Source organism: Mycobacterium sp. (assembly GCF_032161845.1).
Classification (GTDB): Bacteria; Actinomycetota; Actinomycetes; order Mycobacteriales; family Mycobacteriaceae; genus Mycobacterium.
In genome coordinates, this window is record NZ_JAVRQA010000110.1 from 1 (window position 1) to 18,062 (window position 18,062).

Below are 18,062 nucleotides of genomic sequence, written 5' to 3' on the forward strand. Positions count from 1 at the left end.
AGCTCGAGACCGCTGTGTTCGACATGGTCGTCGCAGGCCGCAAGACCGGCACCGGTGAATCGGCCGACGTGGCGATCATGATGGTCGAGGCCGAGGCCACCGACCGCGTCATCGAGCTCATCGCGGGCGGCGCCGGCGCGCCCACCGAGTCCGTCGTCGCCGAGGGCCTCGAGGCCGCCAAGCCGTTCATCGCCGCACTGTGCGACGCGCAGCAGGAGCTGGCCGACAGCGCTGCCAAGCCGGTCGCCGACTACCCGGTCTTCCCGGACTACCAGGACGACGTCTTCTACGCGGTGTCCTCGGTGGCCACCGACGAGCTCTCCAAGGCGCTCACCATTGCGGGCAAGGAAGAGCGCGACGACCGCACCAACGAGATCAAGGTCGAGGTGCTCGCGCGCCTCGGCGAGACGTACGCCGGTCGCGAGAAGGAGATCGGCGCGGCGTATCGCTCGCTGACCAAGAAGCTGGTCCGCCAGCGCATCCTGACCGACCACTTCCGCATCGACGGCCGTGGCATCACGGACATCCGCGCGTTGTCGGCCGAGGTCGCCGTGATCCCGCGGGCGCACGGCAGCGCGCTGTTCGAGCGTGGCGAGACCCAGATCATGGGCGTCACCACCCTCGACATGGTGAAGATGGCCCAGCAGATCGACTCGCTGGGACCGGAAACGTCCAAGCGCTACATGCACCACTACAACTTCCCGCCGTACTCGACCGGTGAGACGGGCCGCGTGGGATCGCCCAAGCGTCGCGAGATCGGCCACGGCGCGCTCGCCGAGCGGGCGCTGATGCCGGTGCTGCCGAGCATCGAAGAGTTCCCGTACGCGATCCGCCAGGTGTCCGAGGCGCTGAGCTCCAATGGCTCGACGTCGATGGGCTCGGTGTGTGCGTCGACCCTGTCGCTGCTGAATGCCGGGGTGCCGCTGAAGGCTCCGGTTGCCGGTATCGCCATGGGCCTGGTGTCCGACGACGTCGAGGTGGAGGGCGGCGGTACGGAGCGTCGCTTCGTCACCCTGACCGACATCCTCGGAGCCGAGGACGCGTTCGGCGACATGGACTTCAAGTGCGCAGGCACCAAGGACTTCGTCACCGCGCTGCAGCTCGACACCAAGCTCGACGGCATTCCGTCGCAGGTGCTGGCGGGGGCTTTGGCGCAGGCCAAGGACGCGCGCATCACCATTCTCGAGGTGATGGCCGAGGCCATCGACGAGCCCGACGAGATGAGTCTCTACGCACCGCGCATCACCACGATCAAGGTGCCGATCGACAAGATCGGCGAGGTCATCGGGCCCAAGGGCAAGATGATCAACTCGATCACCGAGCAGACCGGTGCCTCGATCTCCATCGAGGACGACGGCACTGTGTTCGTCGGCGCCTCCAACGGCGAGTCGGCGCAGGCCGCGATCGATCTGATCAACGCCATCGCCAACCCGCAGCTGCCCAAGATCGGTGAGCGGTTCCTCGGAACCGTGGTCAAGACCACCGATTTCGGTGCCTTCGTGTCGTTGCTGCCCGGTCGTGACGGCTTGGTGCACATCAGCAAGCTGGGCCGCGGCAAGCGCATCGCCAAGGTCGAGGACGTGGTGAAGGTCGGCGACAAGCTGCGCGTCGAGATCGCCGACATCGACAACCGCGGCAAGATCTCGCTGGTGCTGGTGGCCGAAGAGGCGGACGCCGAATCGGCCGACGCTCCCGACGTCTCGACGGACTCGGGTGCTGCACCCGCCGATGCCGCGACAGCCAGCAGCTAGGTTCGTTCGACGCAGCGCGCTACCCGGCGGGCTTCGCGTCGTCACGGAATTCGTTCCGTCGGTGCGTTCGGCATCGGTGGGAGTGTGGGTAGGCGTCGGGTCACGCGACGAAGGTCATAGCGTGGCCGGCGCCGCCCACTTCCTCGAGCATCTGCTGTTCAAGTCGACTCCGACTCGGTCCGCAGTCGAGATCGCCCAGGCGGTCGACGCCGTGGGCGGTGAACTGAACGCATTCACCGCCCGCGAGCACACCTGTTATTACGCCCACGTGCTGGACACCGATCTGGAGTTGGCCGTCGACCTGGTGGCCGACGTCGTGCTGCGGGGCAGGTGCGCCAGCGACGACGTCGAGATCGAGCGCGACGTCGTGCTCGAGGAGATCGCCATGCGCGACGACGACCCCGAGGACACCCTCGGAGACGTCTTCCTCGCGGCGATGTTCGGCGACCATCCGGTGGGCCGCCCGGTGATCGGCAGTGTCGAGTCGATCTCGACGATGACTCGGGCGCAACTGCATTCGTTCCACGTGCGTCGGTACACGCCAGAACGCATGGTCGTCGCCGTGGCGGGCAACGTCGATCACGATCAGGTCGTCGCGCTGGTGAAGGAACACTTCGGGCCGCGACTGGTGAAGGGCAACCGACCCGTCGCGCCCCGCAAGGGCACCGGTCGGGTGCCCGGCCAGCCAAGTCTTCAGCTCGTCCACCGAGACGGCGAGCAGACGCACATGTTCCTCGGCGTGCGGACACCCGGACGGCACTGGAATCACCGCTGGGCGCTGTCGGTGCTCAACAGTGCGCTCGGCGGTGGGCTGAGTTCGCGTCTGTTTCAACAGATTCGGGAGACTCGCGGGCTGGCGTACTCCGTGTACTCCAGTGTCGACACGTTCTCCGATTCGGGCGCAGTGTCGGTGTACGCGGCCTGTCTGCCGGAGCGGTTCGAAGAGGTCACGCAGGTAGCTGCCGACGTGCTGGCCGAGGTGGCCCGCGACGGAATCACGGAGGCCGAATGCCGAATCGCCAAGGGGTCGTTGCGAGGTGGTTTGGTGCTGGGCCTGGAGGACTCCGGTTCCCGGATGCACCGCATCGGCCGCAGTGAGCTCAACTTCGGTGAGCACCGCACCATCGACGAGACGCTGGCGCTGATCGACGCCGTGACCCTCGACGAGGTGAATGCCGTGGCGAAGCAGCTATTGAATCGACCCTACGGCGCCGCTGTCCTCGGGCCACACCGGTCGAAGAAGTCACTGCCGCAAGCACTTCGGGGTATCGCAGGCTGATGGATCCGACGTGCATCTCGCGACGCGGACTTCTGCTCGGTGCGGGAGCACTGGCTGCGTTGGCGGCGTGCTCGGACAAGCGGGCCGTCGCCGACCCCTCCGAGCCGCTGCCCATGCTCGCAGACGAGATCGCGGCGCTCGAGCGTCGGTATCGCGCCTTCATCGGCGTCTCGGCCATCGACCTCGACACTCGCCGTTCCGTTGCCAACCGCGCCGACGATCCGTTTGCCATGTGTTCGACGTTCAAGGCGTATGGCGCGGGTCGGGTGCTGCAGAAGGCTCAACTCGGTGAGCTCGCGTTGAACGACGCGGTGACGATCGAAGCCGTTGACGTCGTTGCCAACTCGCCGATTACGCAGCCAAGGGTGGGCCAGGCCATGACGATCGCCGAACTGTGCGAGGCGGCGCTGCAGCACAGCGACAACACGGCGGGCAACTGGCTGCTCAGACTTATCGGTGGGCCGTCCTCGGTGACTGACTTTGCGCGCGCGCTCGGTGACGACCGAACCCGACTCGATCGGTGGGAGACGGACCTCAACTCGGCGATACCCGGTGACCCGCGAGACACCAGCACGCCCCGCGCGCTCGGCGCCGGCTACGAGCGACTTCTGACCGGCGACGTCTTGGCACCCGCGCAACGCGACCAACTCGAACGGTGGATGCGCGGTAACCAGACCTCGAGCCTGCGCGCCGGCTTGCCGCCGCGGTGGACCAGTGCCGACAAGACCGGCAGCGGCGACTACGGCAGCACCAACGACGTCGGCATCGTCTACGGCCCCGACGGTCGCCGTGCCGTGCTGTCGATCATGACGAGATCACAGACCGACGATCCGAAGGCCGACGCGCTCCGACCGCTCATCGGTGACGTGACGAAACTGGTGCTTCCGTACCTGTCTGCCGGCTGACCGGCCGAATTCATTCGACGCGCAGTGAGTCGTCGCGTCGGAGGACGAAGAAGTAGGGCCTGGCCGACCCCCGAAGATCCATCGCACCGAGCACCGTTTCGGATCCGGCGGCGGCGTCGAGCAGCCGGAACACGTCGTTGATGGGCAGCTGGTCGTAAACCATGGTCGCGGAGTCGACGCCGCGGTAGCGCGTCGTACGGAGGCGGGCCTTGGGCGAGCTGGTGCCAAGCACCGGCTTGAGCTTCGCGATGGCGCTGGCGAAGTTTCGGTTCTTGAGCCAGGGCAGACGAGTGGCCACCCCGAGCCCGCCGAACGCCAGGACCGGGTTCAGCGCCCACAGCGCCCCACCGTCGGCGGTCGGGAACAGCAGCGGATGCACCGTCTCGGCATCGACGAACCGCTTGCCCCACCAGCCGCTGGCGGCCAGCAAGCCATCCAGCGGATGGGCCGTCGGCAGCTCGGCGCCGTGCCAGGTTCCGGTCATGAAGTCCGGTTCGACGGCGGGGGCGGCGTCGAACATGGCCAGCGCCGCGGCTGCGGTCGTCGGTGCATCTGGCAGGACGTCGGTCAGCAGCATGCGGCAAGCGTACTTGACGGGTGTCAAGAACTGTCATCGGCAGCGAAATGACATCGCCCGGCCGGCGCCGCGAAGGGCGCCAACCGGGCGAGGGGAGGAAAGTCTCAGGCCAGCAGTTCGGCTGGATCAGTGAAGGGCAGGCCGAGGTCTGCAGCGACCTGCTCGGAGACCAGGGCGCCCTCGTGGGTCGAAAGCCCCTTGGCGAGTGCAGCATCGGCGGCGCACGCGGCCCGCCAGCCCTTGTCGGCGAGCTTGAGCACGTACGGCATCGTCGCGTTGGTCAAGGCGAAGGTCGACGTGCGCGGAACCGCGCCCGGCATGTTCGCGACGCAGTAGAAGACCGTGTCGTGGACGGTGAACGTCGGGTCGTCGTGCGTCGTTGGCTTCGAGTCCTCGAAGCAGCCACCCTGGTCGATGGCGATGTCCACCAGGACCGCGCCCGACTTCATGTGCGCCACCATCGAATTGGTGACGAGCTTGGGGGCCTTGGCGCCGGGAACCAGCACTGCACCGATCACCAGGTCGGCTTGCTTGACGGCGTCCTCGAGTTCCAGTGTCGACGAGTAGCGGGTTTCGATGCCGCCGCCGTACTCGGCGTCGATCTTGCGAAGCGTGTTGACGTTCAGGTCGAAGACGGTGACGCGAGCGCCCATGCCCTTCGCAACGGCGGCGGCGTTGTCGCCTGCCATTCCGCCACCAATGACCACGACGTTGGCAGGTGCGACGCCGGGGACGCCGCCCATCAGGACACCGCGACCGCCGTGGCTGCGCATCAGGTGGTACGCGCCGACCTGGGCGGCGAGCCGGCCTGCGACCTCGCTCATCGGGGCGAGCAGCGGTAGTGCGCCATCGGTGGTCTGCACTGTCTCGTAGGCAATGGAGGTGGTGCCCGACGCCATCAGCGCGTCGGTGCACGGCTTCGACGCGGCCAGGTGCAGGTAGGTGAAGAGCGTCTGGCCCTTGCGCATCCGGCCGTATTCGGCCTCGACGGGCTCCTTGACCTTGAGTAGCAGGTCGGCCTCAGCCCACACCTCGTCCGCGGTGTCGACTAGCTGAGCACCCGCGGCCTTGAAGTCGCGGTCCGAGATCGCCGAGCCTTCGCCGGCGCCGGCCTGGATGAGCACCTCGTGACCACGACGGGTCAACTCGGCAACACCCGCCGGGGTGATGGCCACCCGGTACTCGTTGTTCTTGATCTCGGTCGGGATTCCGACGCGCATGACCGCTCCTCAGTTCGTATTGGTGCCTAAATTGTGAAGAACATTCGGAAGAATCTCAACAGCATCGAGGGAGATTCGCTAGAGTTGGTGAATGTCAGAACGATCTTCGAAATTGGTCGCGCCAAGCCTGGCGGCGCCGAAGAATGTTCGCCCCGCCGACCTCGATGACACCGACAGGCGAATTCTGACCGCGCTTCACGGTGATGCCCGAATGTCCAACAGTGCACTCGCGGACCTGGTCGGGATCGCACCGTCCACGTGTCACGGGCGAGTGCGACGGCTCCAGGACATCGGCGTCATCCGGGGCTTCTACGCCGACATCGACCCAGCCTCCATTGGTCTGTCGCTCCAGGCAATGATCTCGGTCAGCCTGCAGGCGAATGCGCGCGGCAAGATCGGCACCTTCATCGAGCACATCCGCACGCGCCCCCAGGTGATGGACGTCTACTTCCTCGCCGGCGCCGACGACTTCATCCTCCACGTCGCAGCGCGAAACACCGATGACCTCCGCTCGTTCGTGGTGGAAAATCTCAACGCCGACGCCGACGTGGCGGGAACTCAGACGTCGCTGATCTTCGAGCACTTGCGAGGGGCGTCTCCGCTATGAGGGCACTGTGACCATTGAGGACGACATACACGACCTGTACGGCGTCGCACCCGAGGACTTCCTGGCGCGACGCAAGGAATTGGCGGCAGCGGCCAAGAAGCGCGGGGATGTCGACGCCGCCAAAGTCATCGGCGCGGCGCGCAGGCCGACTACGGCAGCCTGGACGGTGAACGCCCTCGTCCGCGCCGAGGGCACCGCCACGGGCAGACTCGCCGAGCTCAGCGAGCGCCTCCGCGCGGCCCACGCGGCCATGGACGGCGCCAAGATCCGCGAGTTGTCAGCGGTGCAACGCAAACTGATCGACGAGTTGGTGCGGGCGGCATTCAAGGCCGCCGCGGTGACGCAGCCGTCGGCCGCGCTGCGTGACGACGTCGTGGGCACGCTGCAGGCGGCCATCGCCGATCCCGACGTCGCGGCCCGGCTTGGTCGGCTGGAGAAGGCCGAAAGATGGTCGGGCTTCGGTGAATTCGGTACGGCCACGGCGGTGGGGCCCGTGTCCAAGTCGAAGCCCACGTTGAAATCCGAGTCCAAACCCAAGTCGAAACCCAACGCGCAGGCGGAACAGCCCGGGGCCGACCTGGCTGCCGCCGAGGACCGTGTTGCCTCCGCACGGGCCGAGGCGGCGACGGCGAAGGACGCGTCATCGGCCGCCGCCGAGTCGCTCGCCGAACGAACCGCCGAACTGGCGACTGCCCGCCGCCGATACGAGAAACTCCTCGAGTCGGTGGCCGCCGCCGAGCAAGCGTTGAACGCGGCCGACGACCAGGTCGAAGCGGCCGAGCGGACCGCCCGGGATGCCGCCGAGCGATTGGCCTCCGCGAAGTCCGACCTCGACGTCGCCGAGACTGAACGTGCACGGCTCGACCCGTCCGCCAAGCCGTTGAGATAGCGCTGGCAGTCGAACCTCCCGCAGAATTCGACTGCCAGCGCTATCTCGATGTGGGGCGTGGTATCTCAGCGATTGGCCGCCAAGACCGACAGCAGTTCGTAGCCCACGTGCGCCGCGGCGATGCCAGTGATCTCGGCGTGGTCGTAGGCGGGCGATACCTCGACGATGTCCGCACCGACCACGTTGAGCCCGACGAGTCCCCGCAGCGTGTTCAGCAACTCCCGTGACGTCATGCCGCCTGCCTCTGGCGTCCCGGTACCAGGAGCATGCGCCGGATCGAGCACGTCGATGTCGACCGAGACGTACACCGGTCCGCCGTCGAGGCGAGCCCGCATCCGGTCGACGATGCTCTTCACGCCGTCGAACTCGTAGTCGTCGGAACGGATCACCTGAAAGCCCAGCACGGCGTCGTCCTCCAGATCCTGCTTGCCGTACAACGGCCCGCGAATGCCGATGTGCTGCGAGCGCTCCATGTCGATGAGGCCCTCCTCGCTGGCCCTACGGAACGGCGTGCCGTGCGTGTACGGCGCGCCGAAGTAGGTATCCCAGGTGTCGAGGTGAGCGTCGAAGTGCAGCACGGCGATGGGGCCGTGATCGCGGGCGAGCGACCGCAGGATGGGCAGCGCGATGGTGTGATCGCCGCCGATTGTCAGGACCGTGGAGCCGTGCCTGCGGAGGTCGGTCATCGACGCGTCGATCGTTGCGATCGCGTCCTCGATGTCGAAGGGGTTGACCGCGATGTCACCGCAATCGGCGACCTGCTGGCTGTCGAACGGTGACACGTCCAGGGCAGGGTTGTACGGCCGCAACAGCTTTGAGGCGGCGCGAACGTGACCCGGGCCGAAGCGGGCGCCCGGCCGGTAGGACACCCCGCTGTCGAAGGGAATGCCGACGATGCAGACGTCGGCGTCGGTGACCTGGTCGATGCGGGGCAGGCGGGCGAACGTCGCCGGGTCCGTGTACCTGGGTACGCGGCTGGCGTCCGGTGGCCCAATGATGGTCACGAGATCTCCTTGGAGTCGATGGACGCGAGTTCGCCGGAGACGTCCAACGTTCTGGTGACCGCGAGGTAGACCACACCGGACACCAGCAGGCCGACGATGAAGGCAATGTCGACCTCGCCAAGCGCCTCGGCGGCGGGCCCGACGAAGAACGGCAGGTCGACGAACGGTATCTCGGCAAGGACCCCCGCCGAGAAGGCGACCAGTCCGCGCCACGACCAGGCGCCATAGATCCCGTTGGGGGTGAACAGGTCTGCGATCGCGTAGTGACCGCGGCGGACGAAGAAGTAGTCGGTCAGGTTGACGGCGGTCCACGGGGCGAGCAGGTACAGCATGATCAGCAGCGTGGTGTTGAGCGCCGTGGTCGCGTTCGAGAGCAGAAGGCTCATCACCAGCCAGGCCACCGCGAGCACCACGATGGTCACCACCCGAAGGTTGCGGGTCGGGTTGACCGACTTCAGCGAGTCCAGTCCGGTGACGACGGTGAGCATTCCGCTATAGGCGTTCAGGCCCATCGTGGCGACCAGCACCAGCGTCGACACGACCGCCAGCACGCTGCCGAGGTAGGAGAAGGTGTCGTTGCCGGTCTGGTTGATGCCTGCCAGGGCGTCGCTCGCACCGAGGTAGGTGGCCATCCACGCGCCGAGCGGAATCAACCAGGCGGGCGACGCCGAGGCGCCGAGGAACACCGACGCGATGATGGCGGACGGCTTGGTGTTGCGCGGCAGGTAGCGGCTGTAGTCGGAGACGTACGGCGCGTAGGTGATGTTGTAGGACGCCGCCACGCTGAACTGCACCAGGAATGCGACGAACGTGAAACCGCCTGTCGCGGAGGTTGTTCCCGTCGCGCCGCCGAACAGCACTCCACAGGTCAGGACGACCCACAGCGGCAGGGAGATCCAGAACAGCACGCGAAACGTCTTGTGCAACAGGTCGTGTCCGAAGATTGCGACGAGGGCTGCGATGACGGTGATGACGATCGCCACCACGACGGGATTCCATCCGAAGATCGACTGGAGTCCGGATTTGATGATGACGACGTCCACGACGTTGAAGCCGACGAAGGTGAACAACGTACCGATCAGCGGCAACAGCACGCCGCGGTAACCGAACTGAGCCCTGGACTGAATCATCTGGGGGAGCCCGAGGACGGGGCCCTGGGTGGCGTGAAACGCCATGAAGAGCGTGCCGAACGCGATGCCTGCGATACCCGCGACGATCGTCCACCACAGCGACAGGCCGAGGCTGGGGCCGACGAAGCCCAGTGCGAGCGTGAAGGGCTGGAAGTTGCCGACGAACCAGAACGGACCTTGATGTGACACCTTCCCGTGGCGCTCGTCGTCGGGGACGTAGTCGATGGAGCGGGTCTCGATCATCGAGCCGCCGCGACCTTCGGTTGCGACGGGTGCAGTGGATGACATGGGGGCTCCTACGGCATGCGAATGTGTTGCGTGTCACCATGCGCCGAAGCGCCATCGGCGTCCATGGCCGATTTGTTCAATTCGTCCATTAAGATTGGGCGAAATGTACATCCGTGCAGGTGGGCAGTGATCACCGTCGGCGACGTCGTCGCCGACGAGACGTTGAACCTGCAGCTCGTTGCCGGTGCCGACGGGCTCGGCCGAGAGGTCACCTCGGCGCACGTATCCGAACTGACGTCGCCGAGTGACTGGCTGCGTGGCGGCGAACTGCTCATGACGGTTGGCCTGTTGCTGCCGATGACCCGACCCGCGTGCCTGGCCTACCTCTCCGAATGCGCTGCTGCCGGCGTCGCGGGCGTCGCACTCGGCCTCGGGCACGGATTGCCGTACCAGGACTGTCCCGCCGCCCTTCGGGAGGCAGCGGAGGACGTCGGTGTCCCGCTGCTGATGGTGCCCGACGAGACACCCTTCATCGCCGTCACCAAATGGGTCTTCGAGACCATTGCGGGGCAGGAACGCCGAGATCTGCAGACCGCGATGGAGCTCAACCGGCGCCTCACGGGGGTCGCGACCAGCGCGGCGCCGCTGCAGGCCCTTCTGACGGCGTGGTCGGAAGCCAGCGAAACGCCCTGCGTGGTCTGCGACAGCGGTGGACGCTTGATGGCGGCGACGGCGGGCGCCGATCCCGAGGTCATCGAGCGGGCGTGTCGGATCCCGTTCCACCCAAGGGCGGCAGGTGACGGCTGGTCGATGGTCGGTGACTTCGAGGTGCACACCGTCGGAGCCGAGATGCCGCTGGCCTACGTGGTGCTCGGTGCCGACATGACCGTGACGTCTCGCAGTTCGTCGACCGTACTGGTGGCCCTGATCGCCTTGGACATCGAGCGGCGCAATCTGTCCGACCAACCCGAACGGCGACGGCGTGGCCAGGTATTCGCACAATTGCTGCGGCCCGGCATCAAACCCGAACGCGCACAACACCTTGCCGAAAGTGTGGGGCTGACGGGTGAGCACTACCAGGTTGCGGTGGTCGCCTCGGACGACGCGGACTCGCTGGCGTTCCGCGTGCACCTCGGTCTGGACGGGGCGCTGGTGCGGGTGCACGGTGCGGCGGTGGAGATCGCCCACTGGAATCTGACCGCCTTGACGGACATTCTCGCAACGCTCGCGGCGGGCCTGCCGGTCGGCGTCGGCGCCCCGACGTCGCCCGAGACGCTGGCGGTCTCGGCGATGCAGGCTCGTTCGCTGCTTCCGATCAGTGAGCACCTCGGTCGCATCGTCACCGCGAGCGAGGGGGAGACGGTCTCACTGCTGCTGTCGTTGGGCACGCCGGAGGTGGTGCGCGGTTTCGCCGACGCGGTGCTCGCCCCGTTGGACCATCTGGATCCCCGCGATCGACTGGAACTGCTGCGCACATTGGATCAGTGGCTTCGTGCCAATGGTGCCTGGGACCCGGCCGCCCACCGACTTTCCCTGCACCGCAACACCGTTCGGAACCGCATCGACAGAATCGCCGCGCTGACCGGGCGACGTCTCGACGACGGGGACGACCGGATGGAGTTGTGGTTGGCGCTCAAGGCCAGAGCGGCCCTGCCCCAGTAACCACCTGTTCGCGGCCACGTAGGCTGCGAACCATGAGAGTTGGAGTTCTTGGCGCAAAGGGCAAGGTCGGGGCGACGATCGTCGACGCCGTCAACGCTGCCGACGATCTGAGCCTCTCCGCGGAGGTCGATGCGGGCGATCCGCTGACGGCCTTCACCGACAGTCACACCGAGGTGGTCGTCGACTTCACCCACCCCGACGTCGTGATGGGCAACCTCGAGTTCCTCATCGGAGCGGGCATCAACGCCGTGGTGGGCACTACTGGATTCACCGACGAGCGCATTGCTCAGGTCAGGTCGTGGCTGTCCGCCAAACCCGACGTCGCGGTGTTGATCGCACCGAACTTCGCGATCGGCGCCGTCCTGTCGATGGTGTTCGCGAAGCAAGCCGCCCGCTTCTTCGAGTCCGCCGAGGTCATCGAGCTGCACCACCCGTACAAGGCCGATGCACCGTCGGGCACTGCCGCACGTACCGCCCGGCTGATCGCCGAGGCGCGAAAGGGCATGCCGCCCAACCCCGATGCCACCAGCACCGGTATCGAAGGGGCGCGCGGCGCCGACGTCGATGGCATCCCCGTCCACTCGATCCGGTTGGCCGGTCTCGTCGCGCATCAGGAGGTCCTGTTCGGCACCCAGGGGGAGACGCTGACCATTCGGCACGACAGCCTGGACCGCACGTCCTTCGTGCCTGGCGTTCTTCTCGGGGTCCGCAACGTCGCACGGCATCCAGGGTTGACGATCGGCATCGAACCCCTCATGGGATTGTGAACCAGAGCGACGGCTCGCGGGCGCTACGCATCCAGCTGCTGATCGGCTTCATGTGCGTCGCGATGGTGGTGTACTTCGTCCTGCTCGGTCGCGCAGCCGTCGTCCTCATCTCGTCGGGAAGCCCGGCGGCGATCGGACTGGGCATCGCGATCTTCCTGCTGCCGGTGATCGGTCTGTGGGCGATGGTCGCGACGCTCAGAGCTGGCTTCGCCCATCAACGGTTGGCACGGCTGGCGCGCGAGCAGGACATGGAGCTCGACGTCGCCGACCTGCCGCGCAGACCGTCGGGACGCATCGAACGTGAGGCCGCCGACGAACTCTTCGACTCGGTCCGCGCCGAGGTCGAGGCCGATCCCGACGACTGGCTGCGCTGGTATCGATTGGCACGCGCGTACGACTATGCGGGTGATCGCGGCCGCGCGAGGGAGACGATGAAGAAGGCCGTCCAGATGCAGGAGCAGGCGCGATGACCAAGATGCCAAGATGACCAAGACCCTGCTGATCGTGCACCACACGCCATCGCCGCACTGCCAGGAGATGTTCGAAGCCGTCGTGGCCGGCGCCACCGATCCCGAGATCGCGGGCGTGGACGTCGTGCGCCGACCTGCGCTGACAGTGTCGCCGGTCGAGATGCTGGAGGCCGACGGCTATCTATTGGGGACCCCGGCCAATCTCGGCTACCTCAGTGGTGCCCTCAAGCACGCCTTCGACCAGTCGTACTACCAGCTGCTCGACTCGACCCGCGGCCGACCGTTCGGTGTCTACCTCCACGGCAACGAGGGCACCGAAGGAGCCGAGCGCGCCATCGATGGCATCACCGCCGGGCTGGGCTGGGTCAAGGCGGCGGCGACGGTCGTGGTCGCGGGGAAGCCGACCAAGGCCGACGTCGAGGCATGCTGGAATCTCGGCGCGACGGTCGCCGCTCAGCTGATGGGCTGACTCTCCGGATTTGAGGATTCGTTGAGAGGTGCCAATTAGCTTGCCGTCATGGACTTTCCCACTCGCCGCCGGGCGGCGACGGCCATCGCGATCCTCGGTGCTGCCGTCATGCTCACCGCGGGATGCACTGCGCCACCCCCGCCGCCGTCCCCGGCATCCACTCCGGCCACTCCCGTCCCGTCGCACGCCACCGTCAAGAGCTTGATCGACGCGAGGTGGATGGGCGTGCTGGCCGACCAGCCGCCGGGGTGGGAGGAAGTCAATCGGATGATGACGGCGGACTTCCAGCAGTTCGACTTCCGGCCGGCGGATGACACCGAGTACATGCGTGGGTGCAACGGTTGCGCGCCGTGGACCGCCGTCCTGAATGCCTACGCCCCCAATGCGTTCGACCCGACGGCCGCGCGGACCGGCCAACCGGTCAGCGTCAACGGGACCGACGACGGCTACTTCCGTCCCGCCGACGAATCGGAGGACGCGACGCTCACCTGGCAGTACGCCGAGGGCGCATGGGCGACGGCGAGCGGCCTGACCAGCGCAACCCGCGGACTCGATCAGCTGCTCGAATTGGCCCACGCACTTCGACCCGCCGAGCGCACCCCGGTCCGGCTGCCGCTGTCTATGGCGAACCTGCCAGACGACATGCCGTTGGCGGAGATCGACATCGATCCTCACACCGACATGCCCGCGAAGATCGACTACGGCACGCGGATCGAATTCGCGCCCTGCGGAATGACCGACACCATGGCGACGCGCGACTGCATGTTCGCCGGAGAGACCATGAGCGTGCACATCGCGGCCGATGACTACCGCGCGCCCACCGGCGGCGTCGAACAGACCACGGTGCCGGTGAAGGTCGGCGGACTCGACGGCCTCCACAACGAAACCATCGACCGAGTTTCGGTGCAGGTTCGACCCGGCGTGCTCGTCACGTTCGAAGTCGGCGGACTCGACGAGCAGACGGTGGCGGGCATCCTCGCCAACGTCACGTGGGCATCGGATCCGGACGACCAGGCGACCTGGCCGGCCGTCGCCGATTGGGCGAAGTAGCGCGAGTCGGCTACGGCCAACGCGCTCGCCGCTACGCTCTTGGGCTGACGGAGGAGAAGGATGTCTGGTATCGCTGCCATCGCCATGGCTGGTGCGCCGATCGCCGGCGGCGCACTTCTGGGGGCTCTCGCGGGCAACCTGCGCGGACCCGACGTCCGCGCACTGGTCAAACAGGACCTTGAGCTGCTGGAGTTGCTGCCGCCGGAGCAAGTCGAGCGTCGCGCCGAACTGCAGCGCGTCATCGACTTGCGCATCGATGACATGATCGCCGCGGTTGACAAGCAGCGGTCAATGCTGGAGGTCGCCGCGTCCTACCGAGGCAATTGGCGCGACATCGTGGTCTTCATCTGCGCGATCCTGTTCACGATCATCTGGTGGTACACCGACCACACCCGCCACAACTACTGGGTGATGCTCATCGTGATGATCCTGGTATCGGTGGCAGCCGGAATCTACGCCGCCCGCGGAGTGCTGCGCGCCCTCCGGACCTATGCACGTGGGCTGAGGGCCGAACGCCGCGATCAGTAGTGATAGGTGTCCGACGGCGCTGGGACGTGATCGGGATCGTCGCCGGTCTCCGATGAGTGAATGCCGTACGCCTTCGCCAGGTCCAGGATCTTGGTGGCACGGGCGATGCGCGGTAGATCCGAGCCGTTGCGGATCTCGCCACCGTCACGCTGAAATTCCGCGAAGAACTCGTTGGCCCAACTGATTTCGTCTTGGGACGGTGACAACCCCTCGTTCACCGAAGGGCACTGATCGGGACTGAGGCAGATCTTGCCGGTCATGCCGAACTCGACGGAGACAGCGCTGGCTTCGATGAGCTTCAGCGCGCTCGATCCGATGGTCGGTCCGTCGATGGCGCTGGGCAGGTGTGCGGCCTTGGCCGCAATCGTGAAACGCGACCGTGCGTAGGCCAGGGTCGCCGGGTTGTCTCCGAAACCCGTGTCGCGGCGGAAGTCGCCGATCCCGAAGGCCAGTCGGAAGGTGCCCTTCGTCGCGGCGATCTGGGTGATGCGCTCCAGACCTCTGGCGGTTTCGACCAGCGCGACGATGGGCACGTCTGGCAGTCGCTTCGCGGTTTCGATGACGTGGTCGACAGACTCGACCATCGCCAGCATGACGCCGCCGACCGACGTGGTGGCCAGCATGTCCAGATCGTCGGCCCACCAGCGGGTGCCGAAACCATTGACACGCACCCAGTCGTTGTTGCCTGCGGTCAACCACTTGCCGACGTTGTCGCGAGCGGCAGCCTTGTCCTTGGGTGCGACGGCGTCCTCGATGTCAAGAACGACGATGTCCGCACGGGAGTGGGCGGCGGGCGCGAAGCGGTCCGGCTGCGCACCGTTGACGAGGAGCCAACTCCTCGCGAGCACCGGGTCGATGCGCGTCCCGGGTTCGGAGGACTCATGGCCGAAATCTGCAGTCTGGTCGTACACGTGTCAATCGTCGCCTACGGGGCCACGACGAGGCAAAACGGCCCGGGAATGCGTCAGCCCAGCTTGGCGCCGAAGAAGCTCTCCATCGCGTTCCAGTGCCGCTGGGCGGCGTCGGGATCGTAGGGCGCATTGTCGGGTACGGCGAAACCATGTGCTGCGGCGTACCACTCGATGGTGTGCTCGACGCCGGCCGCGGTCAGTGCCTTGTCCAGCGTCTCGGCCGCCTCGGCGGTGAAGGACGCGTCGTTCTCGGCGCCGCCGACGTACACCGCGGCGCGGATCTGATCGGCCAGCAGGTGTGGGCTGTTCGGGTCGTCGGAGGCGAGACCGCCGCCATGGAACGACATCGCTGCGGCGACCCGGTCGGGCACCCGGCCCGCGACCACCAATGAGGTGCGTCCGCCCATGCAGTAACCCGTGGTGCCGAAGGCGGTGCCGCTGACCTCTGGGCGGGCCGCCAGATAGTCGAAGAACGCCGATGCGTCGGAAGCCATGAGGTCCGGGGTCACCTTCGAGATCATCGTGAACAAACGCTGGCGCTCGTCCTGATCGCTGAAAACGGTCGCCATGCTGAACGGCGCCCAATCGCCGTCGCGGTAGTACACGTCGGGCACCAGCACGGCGTAGCCGTAGCCTGCCAACTTCTCGGCCATGTCGTCGAACGCCGATCGCCTGCCTCCAGCGTCCGGGTACATCACGACCCCTGGCCACGGCCCATCGCCGGCTGGGGTCGCAAGCGTGACCGGGCACGTTCCGTCGGGCGTGGTGATGGTGTCTGTGATCGTCGGCATGGCCTCCGTTCTACTCTCCACCACTGGACGTAAACTGACCGCGTGCCGATCGCGACGCCGTACGAAGATCTGTTGCGTCTGGTGCTTGACACCGGGACGCCCAAATCCGACCGCACCGGCACCGGTACCCGCAGCCTGTTCGGCCACCAGTTGCGTTACGACCTGGCCGCCGGGTTCCCGTTGATCACCACCAAGAAGGTGCACCTCAAGTCGGTCGTCTACGAGCTGCTGTGGTTCCTGCGCGGCGACTCCAACGTCCGCTGGCTGCAGGAGCACGGTGTCACCATCTGGGATGAATGGGCCAGTGAGGCAGGCGATCTCGGACCCGTCTATGGCGTGCAGTGGCGCTCGTGGCCGACGCCGTCCGGTGAGCACGTCGACCAGATCAGTGCCGCGCTCGAACTGCTCAGGCGCGATCCCGATTCTCGTCGCATCATCGTCTCCGCCTGGAACGTCGGCGAGATTCCGCAGATGGCGCTGCCGCCCTGTCACGCGTTCTTCCAGTTCTACGTGGCGGACGGGAAGCTCTCGTGCCAGCTGTACCAGCGCAGCGCCGATCTGTTCCTCGGGGTGCCCTTCAACATCGCCAGCTACGCGATCTTGACGCACATGATGGCGGCTCAGGCCGGCCTCGACGTCGGCGAGTTCGTCTGGACCGGCGGTGACTGCCACATCTACGACAACCACGTCGAGCAGGTCCGGTTGCAACTGAGCCGCGACCCGCGCCCGTATCCGGAACTCGTTCTCGCACCGCGTGATTCGATCTTCGACTACACCTACGAGGACGTGGCGATCATCAACTACGACCCGCACCCGGGGATCAAGGCGCCCGTCGCGGTATGAGTGTTGGCCTCATCTGGGCCCAGTCGACGTCGGGTGTCATCGGGCGGGCCAACGGCATCCCGTGGCGGTTACCCGAGGACCAGGCGCGGTTCAAGGAACTCACCGTTGGCCATACCGTCGTCATGGGTCGCCTGACCTGGGACTCCCTGCCCGCGAAGGTGCGTCCGCTGCCGGGGCGCAGAAATGTCGTAGTCACCAGGCAAGCTGACTTCATGGCCGACGGAGCAACGGTGGCGCGCAACCTTGACGATGCGCTCACCCATGACGACGACACCTGGGTGATCGGTGGGGGGCAGATCTACGCACTCGCCGTGCCCTTGGCGACCCGCTGCGAAGTCACGGAGGTCGACGTCACCCTGTCCAGGGCGGACGACGACGCCGTCGCCCCGGTGCTCGACGAGGCGTGGGTCGGCACCGAGGGCGACTGGCTGACCAGCGCGTCGGGGTTGCGGTACCGGTTCCTCAGCTACAAGCGCGCCTGAAGTCTGTTGTCACCGGCCTGAACTTCGATGATAGCGCTAAGACGACCGGTCATATAGATTGGTTCGCATGAGCCTCCTCGACGATGTACTTGTGGCCTACGGCGGAGTCGACCGCTGGAAGCAGATCGACACCATCAAGATCCACCAACTCGTCGGCGGCGTCCTGTGGCCGCTCAAGCAGGTGGGCGGCATCCTCGATGATTCGACCGTCGAGATCGCCGTTCAGCACGAGCGCACCAGGCACTGGCCGCTGCCGGAACCCGGCTTGCACTCGGAGTTCACCCCGGACCTGGTACTGACCAAACGCGATGGCACCGACGAGACCGTCGACAGCCTGGCCGACCCGCGCGCGTCCTTCGCCGGCCACACCCTAGAAACCCCGTGGTCGACATTGCAGCTGGCGTACTTCGCCGGGTACGCCATGTGGACGTATCTATCCGAGCCGTATTCGCTGACCCATCCCGGTGTGGTCACCGAGGAGCTCGGCGACTGGCAGGAG

The 18,062-nt window shown here is 66.5% G+C and carries 19 protein-coding genes and 1 pseudogene; 14 read left to right on the forward strand and 6 right to left on the reverse strand.

The features are described 5' to 3' along the window. The 3 genes from QOD90_RS06605 to bla form a co-directional block, all read left to right on the forward strand. On the forward strand, nucleotides 1–1,751 hold a 1,751-nt coding region (locus tag QOD90_RS06605), incomplete at its 5' end, for a polyribonucleotide nucleotidyltransferase (RefSeq protein ID WP_526347873.1). After that, complete coding sequence (locus tag QOD90_RS06610; protein ID WP_526347875.1) at nucleotides 1,729–3,030, forward strand: M16 family metallopeptidase; 1,302 nt, start codon at nucleotides 1,729–1,731, stop codon at nucleotides 3,028–3,030. The genes QOD90_RS06605 and QOD90_RS06610, both read left to right, overlap by 23 nt. Beyond that, nucleotides 3,030–3,935 carry a class A beta-lactamase gene (gene bla / locus QOD90_RS06615; RefSeq protein ID WP_526347877.1) on the forward strand — a complete coding sequence of 302 codons (906 nt, stop codon included), beginning with the start codon at nucleotides 3,030–3,032 and terminating at the stop codon, nucleotides 3,933–3,935. The genes QOD90_RS06610 and bla overlap by 1 nt, the downstream gene beginning before the upstream one ends. 10 nt (nucleotides 3,936–3,945) lie before the next feature. Here bla and QOD90_RS06620 read toward each other — a convergent pair whose 3' ends face one another. Next, entirely contained in the window at nucleotides 3,946–4,512 is a 567-nt protein-coding gene (locus QOD90_RS06620) for a GXWXG domain-containing protein (RefSeq protein ID WP_526347879.1), read from the reverse strand. Between the two features lie 104 nt (nucleotides 4,513–4,616). Next, entirely contained in the window at nucleotides 4,617–5,732 is a 1,116-nt protein-coding gene (ald, locus tag QOD90_RS06625) for an alanine dehydrogenase (protein ID WP_526347881.1), read from the reverse strand. Nucleotides 5,733–5,823: 91 nt separating this feature from the next. Here ald and aldR point away from each other — a divergent pair, with 91 nt between their 5' ends. Together aldR and QOD90_RS06635 are read left to right on the forward strand one after the other, a co-directional pair. Next, on the forward strand, nucleotides 5,824–6,339 hold the full coding sequence (gene aldR / locus QOD90_RS06630) for an HTH-type transcriptional regulator AldR (RefSeq protein ID WP_526347883.1): 516 nt from the start codon (nucleotides 5,824–5,826) through the stop codon (nucleotides 6,337–6,339). 7 nt (nucleotides 6,340–6,346) lie between these two features. Continuing rightward, nucleotides 6,347–7,228, forward strand: a complete 882-nt coding sequence (locus QOD90_RS06635) for a hypothetical protein (protein WP_526347885.1) — start codon at nucleotides 6,347–6,349, stop codon at nucleotides 7,226–7,228. Between the two features lie 65 nt (nucleotides 7,229–7,293). On the opposite strand, the gene speB is transcribed toward QOD90_RS06635, so the two are convergent. Both speB and QOD90_RS06645 read right to left on the reverse strand, forming a co-directional pair. Next, nucleotides 7,294–8,232 (reverse strand): agmatinase, encoded by a 939-nt coding sequence (gene speB, locus QOD90_RS06640; RefSeq protein WP_526347887.1) that lies wholly within the window; start codon nucleotides 8,230–8,232, stop codon nucleotides 7,294–7,296. After that, nucleotides 8,229–9,650 (reverse strand): purine-cytosine permease family protein, encoded by a 1,422-nt coding sequence (locus QOD90_RS06645; protein WP_526347889.1) that lies wholly within the window; start codon nucleotides 9,648–9,650, stop codon nucleotides 8,229–8,231. Before QOD90_RS06645 ends, speB begins: the two co-directional genes overlap by 4 nt. Nucleotides 9,651–9,776: 126 nt before the next feature. Between QOD90_RS06645 and QOD90_RS06650 the strand changes: the two genes are divergently transcribed. From QOD90_RS06650 to QOD90_RS06675, 6 genes are read left to right on the forward strand one after another with little or no spacing between them, the layout of a single operon-like run. Continuing rightward, nucleotides 9,777–11,252, forward strand: a complete 1,476-nt coding sequence (locus QOD90_RS06650; protein WP_526347891.1) for a PucR family transcriptional regulator — start codon at nucleotides 9,777–9,779, stop codon at nucleotides 11,250–11,252. A 32-nt stretch (nucleotides 11,253–11,284) separates the two neighbouring features. Next, nucleotides 11,285–12,019 (forward strand): 4-hydroxy-tetrahydrodipicolinate reductase, encoded by a 735-nt coding sequence (dapB, locus tag QOD90_RS06655; RefSeq protein ID WP_526347893.1) that lies wholly within the window; start codon nucleotides 11,285–11,287, stop codon nucleotides 12,017–12,019. Between the two features lie 50 nt (nucleotides 12,020–12,069). Then, nucleotides 12,070–12,489, forward strand: a complete 420-nt coding sequence (locus QOD90_RS06660; protein ID WP_526347909.1) for a hypothetical protein — start codon at nucleotides 12,070–12,072, stop codon at nucleotides 12,487–12,489. A 13-nt stretch (nucleotides 12,490–12,502) separates the two neighbouring features. Continuing rightward, nucleotides 12,503–12,958, forward strand: coding sequence for a flavodoxin family protein (locus QOD90_RS06665; RefSeq protein WP_526347895.1), 456 nt, complete (start codon nucleotides 12,503–12,505; stop codon nucleotides 12,956–12,958). Nucleotides 12,959–13,006: 48 nt separating this feature from the next. Next, a complete protein-coding gene (locus tag QOD90_RS06670) occupies nucleotides 13,007–14,008 on the forward strand; it encodes a hypothetical protein (RefSeq protein ID WP_526347897.1) in 1,002 nt (333 codons plus the stop codon). 60 nt (nucleotides 14,009–14,068) lie between these two features. Beyond that, nucleotides 14,069–14,536, forward strand: a complete 468-nt coding sequence (locus QOD90_RS06675) for a hypothetical protein (protein ID WP_526347899.1) — start codon at nucleotides 14,069–14,071, stop codon at nucleotides 14,534–14,536. Here QOD90_RS06675 and QOD90_RS06680 read toward each other — a convergent pair. Both QOD90_RS06680 and QOD90_RS06685 read right to left on the reverse strand, forming a co-directional pair. Next, nucleotides 14,530–15,447 (reverse strand): HpcH/HpaI aldolase/citrate lyase family protein, encoded by a 918-nt coding sequence (locus QOD90_RS06680; protein ID WP_526347901.1) that lies wholly within the window; start codon nucleotides 15,445–15,447, stop codon nucleotides 14,530–14,532. The genes QOD90_RS06675 and QOD90_RS06680 overlap by 7 nt on opposite strands. 53 nt (nucleotides 15,448–15,500) lie before the next feature. Then, the gene (locus QOD90_RS06685; RefSeq protein ID WP_526347903.1) at nucleotides 15,501–16,238 is read right to left on the reverse strand and encodes a dienelactone hydrolase family protein; all 738 of its coding nucleotides are present in this window, start codon (nucleotides 16,236–16,238) and stop codon (nucleotides 15,501–15,503) included. A gap of 42 nt (nucleotides 16,239–16,280) precedes the next feature. On the opposite strand from QOD90_RS06685, the gene QOD90_RS06690 reads away from it, so the two are divergent. From QOD90_RS06690 to QOD90_RS06700, 3 genes and pseudogenes are all read left to right on the forward strand, one after another. Next, nucleotides 16,281–17,081 carry a thymidylate synthase gene (locus tag QOD90_RS06690; protein ID WP_526347905.1) on the forward strand — a complete coding sequence of 267 codons (801 nt, stop codon included), beginning with the start codon at nucleotides 16,281–16,283 and terminating at the stop codon, nucleotides 17,079–17,081. Further along, on the forward strand, nucleotides 17,078–17,563 hold the full coding sequence (locus tag QOD90_RS06695; RefSeq protein WP_526347907.1) for a dihydrofolate reductase: 486 nt from the start codon (nucleotides 17,078–17,080) through the stop codon (nucleotides 17,561–17,563). The genes QOD90_RS06690 and QOD90_RS06695 overlap by 4 nt, the downstream gene beginning before the upstream one ends. Nucleotides 17,564–17,630: 67 nt before the next feature. After that, nucleotides 17,631–18,062: pseudogene (locus QOD90_RS06700) on the forward strand (hypothetical protein); the annotation flags it as partial.